The sequence below is a fragment of the Candidatus Magnetominusculus dajiuhuensis genome, assembly GCF_046044395.1.
GTDB classification, from domain to species: Bacteria; Nitrospirota; Thermodesulfovibrionia; order Thermodesulfovibrionales; family Magnetobacteriaceae; genus Magnetominusculus; species Magnetominusculus dajiuhuensis.
On the sequence record NZ_JBJUSG010000190.1, the window covers coordinates 1 to 4,720 of the forward strand.

A 4,720-nucleotide genomic window follows, 5' to 3' on the forward strand; every position below is an offset into this window, starting at 1 on the left:
GGGGGGGGGGCTGCTTTACTATTGTGACACAGTCTGCAAGCCGGAATGACGGCAAGGGACAAGCTGGAATTATTGCATAGGTATCTTATGATTTTTTTTAAATGCGATTGCCCTTCTCTTGAGCTGCTGTTTTAGAAAATGGCGTGATGGCTGGGTTGCAGTTTTCAGGCGGCAATGACAGGCGCTGGTAATTTCTTTACTTGCCGTTTTAGTATAATTACACTTCGTTGTTTTTCACTGACTCCAGATAGAGCATTATGACGGTCTTATATTCGTCCGGCAAGTCAATGAACCTGACGCCTATAAGGTGTTTGTTGTCGCAGATGGAGGCGTTTCTCATGACGAAATTTATGTCCGTGAGGGGCTTGCCCAATATCGTTAAAGAGAGCTTATAGGATGTGTCCTCTCTTAGTTGCTGCTGCAGGGACTTAACCGGTATCCTGAGCAGACATCCCGTGGCGCTGATATTTAAGACAGAGGCGGGAATTGGGGGAACTCCCTCAATGGCAAGCTCGGCTGGACATGAGACAGCAATCCTTGTGTGTCTTCTCTTGGCGGCACCCTTTTTTGCGAAATCCCCATGTTCCCAAAGCTGTTGGTTGTTAATGGCGAGGGTAATTTGTGTCTGCGGAAGTGTCTCCACAACCTTATACTGCCCGCTGGATGTGTCTCTTGGCTGAGGAAAGCAGTAAGGCATTCCATTGGCCCTGACAACCGACTGAACGGCCGGGTGGTTAGCCGCCTGGCCGCGGTATGTTACGATACCAAGTTCGCCGTTTTGCAGTCTGACCACAGTTCCCGGTGGGTATATGCCGAGTTTCTTTATGAATAAAACGGCAAGCGCCTCGCTTACCCTCTGAGAACCAGTCAGAAAAATCCTCCTCATCGCCTCATTGGCCGGCATGGGCAGCCTGTATGAACGGGATGAGACCATGGCCGTGTAGATGTCCGAAAGGGAGATAAGCTGGGCGGCAACCATTACGCTGCCACCCATAATGCCCTGCGGGTAACCGCTGCCGTCTATTGCCTCATGGTGCTGCAACACGGCGGTTAACCATGGTTCGTCCGTCACGCCAAGCCTCCGCAGTGTCTTGTAATCGGCAAGGGGATGGTCAAACAATGCGAGTTTCTGCGTCCTTGACAATGGCTCTTTCTGGGACTGGAGTTTCTCATGCAGGGCAAGCGCTGATATGTTCATAGTCAGGGCCGCCGCTACCATCATCTTTCTGTCGTCCAGACAGGAATCCATCCCCTTTGCAATAACCTCGCAGACGATGGCGGCCTGAATCGGGTGTTTTATCGTATATTGCATGTGTCTGTCCAGAAACGCCAGCCCCAGGGCAATGTCCTCGTCCTCGTAACACAACTCCTGAATCATGTCGCAAACCGTGATTGCATTTTTGTGGAAATCTACGATGCTCTCAAGGCCACCGCGTAAAAGTCCCTTAACGCGCCTCTGAATGAGTTTGAATAAATCAAAGGGATTATCCTTTGGGGGGATTTTAACGGGTTGTGACATGCTGAGAATCTCGTCCTGTTCTTCAATAATACCGCCCATCAGCTCCCGGACAAGCTCCAACTCGTTTTCGTCATTAATAACATAGCCTGCACGAAGCATCAGCTTACCGCTTTTATCCTTGACTGGCCATTTTATGGGGACGCCTACGGCAAGGTCTTCAACCCTGTATATAATCCTTTGCTCCATAGGGAGATTATATCATTGTTTGGTAAGATTAAGAAATGTGTGCAGCGTGTCAGGCGGGTGGTTCGGGTGTTTTAAGAAATGTGCGTATATTTTCCCTATTTGTATCAGATATTTCCGTAAACTGCATTCCAATCAGCAGGGTATCGTATTTTGGCTGAATATTTTTGACTACGGCGGTGACATTTTCCACGATAAATGCCAATATCTTAAAAGTCACATACAAAGACATGCCAACAGTAAGGTAGCCACCGGCCTCAGGCGACATCTTAAGCATACAGCCGCCTTCGTTTATGTTTGTTATGACGGCGTCCATAGTGGTTATCGTCCGCATATCAAGGAGTTTAGCGGGTACGTTGACATACCTTCTCTCCTCCTGCCTCTTGAGGGACTTGGATCTCTTAAACACGCCATATCCCCATAATTGGTAGCGGTTGACCTCTACGCCGACCTTTGAGGCCGGTATTAAGGCGGTTATGGCGTATTCGCTGGCTGAGGTGTCCCTGCGTGGGGGGACAAAAGAGACCGTCCCGCCGCTCCTTATAACTGTGTGGACAATCGGATAGTTAACCTTGCTTCCACGCTGCGTTACGATGGCGATTTCATTATTTCTCAGACGAACAAACGTCCCCGGCGGGAAGATTCCGAGGTGTTTTATAAATAACATACCGAGGTCGGGGTCAACTTTGCTGTTTAAGAAAATCTCCTTCATAGCAATGTTTGGTGGAAGGGGAGGGCGGTAGTTTCTGCCCGACACACGGGCGCAGTATATGTCGCTTAGCGAGAGAATGCGCGCCGCGGGGATTATGTCTGTGCCCCTGAGATTATTTGGATAGCCGCTTCCGTCGAGCATTTCATGGTGCTGTAAGACAGTAGTTCTCCACAACTCATCGGTAATGCCAAGTCCCGCAAGCATCTCTTCCCCAACGATGGGATGACTGAGCACCTCTGCCTTCTGAATATCGCTGGGCGGTTCACTCTGGTTATGGAGTACATCCTGAAGCTCAAGCATTCCAATGTTCATCGTAAGGGCGGCCAGAGTAAGCGATGTCCTGTCGCGTAAACTCCAACCGAGTTTCTTGGCAATTATGTTACTAACAATGGCCGTGTGTATGTGATGCCTCACTGAATAGCGGGCCTCATGCTCAAGCATTATTGTACCAAGGGCAAGGTCTTCATCGTTTTTGCAGACCTCCTCCACTAAAGCGGCCATCACCATAGCCTTTGACTTAAAATCCTTTTCTGCGTGGGCATTCTTAAAAATGGCGGCCAACCTAAACTGCAGCAGGGCTAGCTGCTCAAAGGGCGAGTCCTGCTGGTCAAGCATCGCCTCGGCGTTTGAGTACTCTTCGTCCTGTTGCGCCGCGTCAGGGGCCTCATGCGGCTCATGGTCAAAGACAATCGCCCCAATGCTCTTTGGCACATCGTCCGCGGTTATCGTGTAGCCCCTTCTCAGAAGCAGTTGGCCATCTTCGTCATATACCGACGACGAAAGGGGCCTTCCTATGACGATTTCCCCTGATGCCACACGTCTTGGTTTCATGCTGTCATGTCTCTGGCGTCTTTCTCCTGCTAATACATATTATTATACCGGGTGTCATGCAGGGCACACCCGGCACGGCCGCTTACACAGCCTCCCGCACTATTAATACATGCCTTATTGTATCATTCAACTGCGTATTCATTCAAGGTAAATCATATAGCCTACGTCAATTCTCAATGAAGGGCAGAGGCGCACCCGCCGCTGCTTGTTTTGCAGGGATTCAATGATTTAGTGTTCTGTCGGCATTAATTTCTGACAGTCAGGAAACTATCAGGGCAACAACCCGCTAAGACCTGACACCTTTTAGCTATCTATGGACGACACCTGAGACATTCACTGATTTTAAAATCTTTATAGTCCTCATCTGAACGCGCCATATCATAGAATTCTTCCTTTGTCTTAAACTTCAACCACTCCCCGGTCACTGAACTGGCAGTACGCCGCCTTCCAAATCTATTTTTACAATAGGCACATGACCTTTCATGGATTCTTGCCGTTTCAGCTTGCCAGTTCAGATAGACGCAATATGTCGTTTCTTTCACTGTGTACCCCCTCTAAGGCAGTTTATTCGATAGACTTCTTTAGCTTAACACAATTATGAAACACCACTACTGTCCTCGGCGTGATCTCTACGCCTTCACCCGTCTTTGGATTTCGGCCCATCCTCGCCCTCTTTTTCCTGACATGGAACGTGCCAAAATTCGGGATCTTGATAGATTCGCCCCCTGCCAATGTCTCTTTCATCAGGGCGAGGATAATTTCAACAACATCCCGCGCCTCTGTTTTGAGAAGCCCTATCTTATACGCTATATCCTCAACAATATCTGCCTTGCTACCACGTGCCATGGTCGCTATTTTATCGTATTGCAGTGATTTAGTCAATATGTTTCATATAGATTGTCAAGCCAAAATAAAAATGTCCTATTCCTGCCAAAGTAGAAATGTCCTATTCAGTTAATAATCATAGCCCAAATCCAAGTGAGATGACAAGGCATTATTTTTAGGCCGTCGTCCTTTTCCATTGTTTAAACGCCTGTCTCTTTGTACCCAGTCTCTGGCCTTTGCTCCATCGCAGCGGTGTCTGCCAAGCTCGACCCAATATCCCATGCTTGGGTAGTCCGCCAACGAGCGGACGGGTCCAGTTCAATATCACCTCCTTACAGTCTTATATCCACTGTTGATTAGTCCCTTATGCCTTACCCTAGCTGTCTCATCGCGGATGTAGCGTCTCTAAACTCCTCTCTTATTATTTTAGGCTGGTCATGTGATCTTTACCTGGCGTTGCACATTTCTGTATGCCCTTTCTCCAAGGGTGGTCATGCGCTGGTTTATGAATCGTTTTCACCCTCGAACGCCGTGTGTTTTGTCTTATTGGCAGTACCATTATTTCTTTATAATTAAATGCTTTACCCCTATAAGATATGTAAGCGTCTAAATAACTACACCCGCTGGGTTACCGGCAAGAGTACCCCCTA

General features: G+C 48.3%; 4 protein-coding genes. All 4 read right to left on the reverse strand.

Annotation, left to right across the window (positions count from 1 at the left end; all coding sequences use genetic code 11):
• Positions 1 to 217: 217 nt before the first annotated feature.
• Positions 218 to 1,705 (reverse strand): HD domain-containing phosphohydrolase, encoded by a 1,488-nt coding sequence (locus AB7D94_RS16500; RefSeq protein WP_420267154.1) that lies wholly within the window; start codon positions 1,703 to 1,705, stop codon positions 218 to 220.
• Between the two features lie 49 nt (positions 1,706 to 1,754).
• Positions 1,755 to 3,245 carry an HD domain-containing phosphohydrolase gene (locus AB7D94_RS16505; RefSeq protein WP_420267155.1) on the reverse strand — a complete coding sequence of 497 codons (1,491 nt, stop codon included), beginning with the start codon at positions 3,243 to 3,245 and terminating at the stop codon, positions 1,755 to 1,757.
• Positions 3,246 to 3,556: 311 nt separating this feature from the next.
• Positions 3,557 to 3,787, reverse strand: coding sequence for a hypothetical protein (locus AB7D94_RS16510; protein ID WP_420267157.1), 231 nt, complete (start codon positions 3,785 to 3,787; stop codon positions 3,557 to 3,559).
• Between the two features lie 22 nt (positions 3,788 to 3,809).
• A complete protein-coding gene (locus AB7D94_RS16515; protein ID WP_420267158.1) occupies positions 3,810 to 4,127 on the reverse strand; it encodes an integration host factor subunit alpha in 318 nt (105 codons plus the stop codon).
• Between the last annotated feature and the right edge of the window lie 593 nt (positions 4,128 to 4,720).

Excerpts from the sequence above, each read along its gene's own strand:
- AB7D94_RS16500 (WP_420267154.1), bottom strand. The coding sequence starts at position 1,705 with ATGGAGCAAAGGATTATATACAGGGTTGAAGACCTTGCCGTAGGCGTC.
- AB7D94_RS16505 (WP_420267155.1), bottom strand. The coding sequence starts at position 3,245 with ATGAAACCAAGACGTGTGGCATCAGGGGAAATCGTCATAGGAAGGCCC.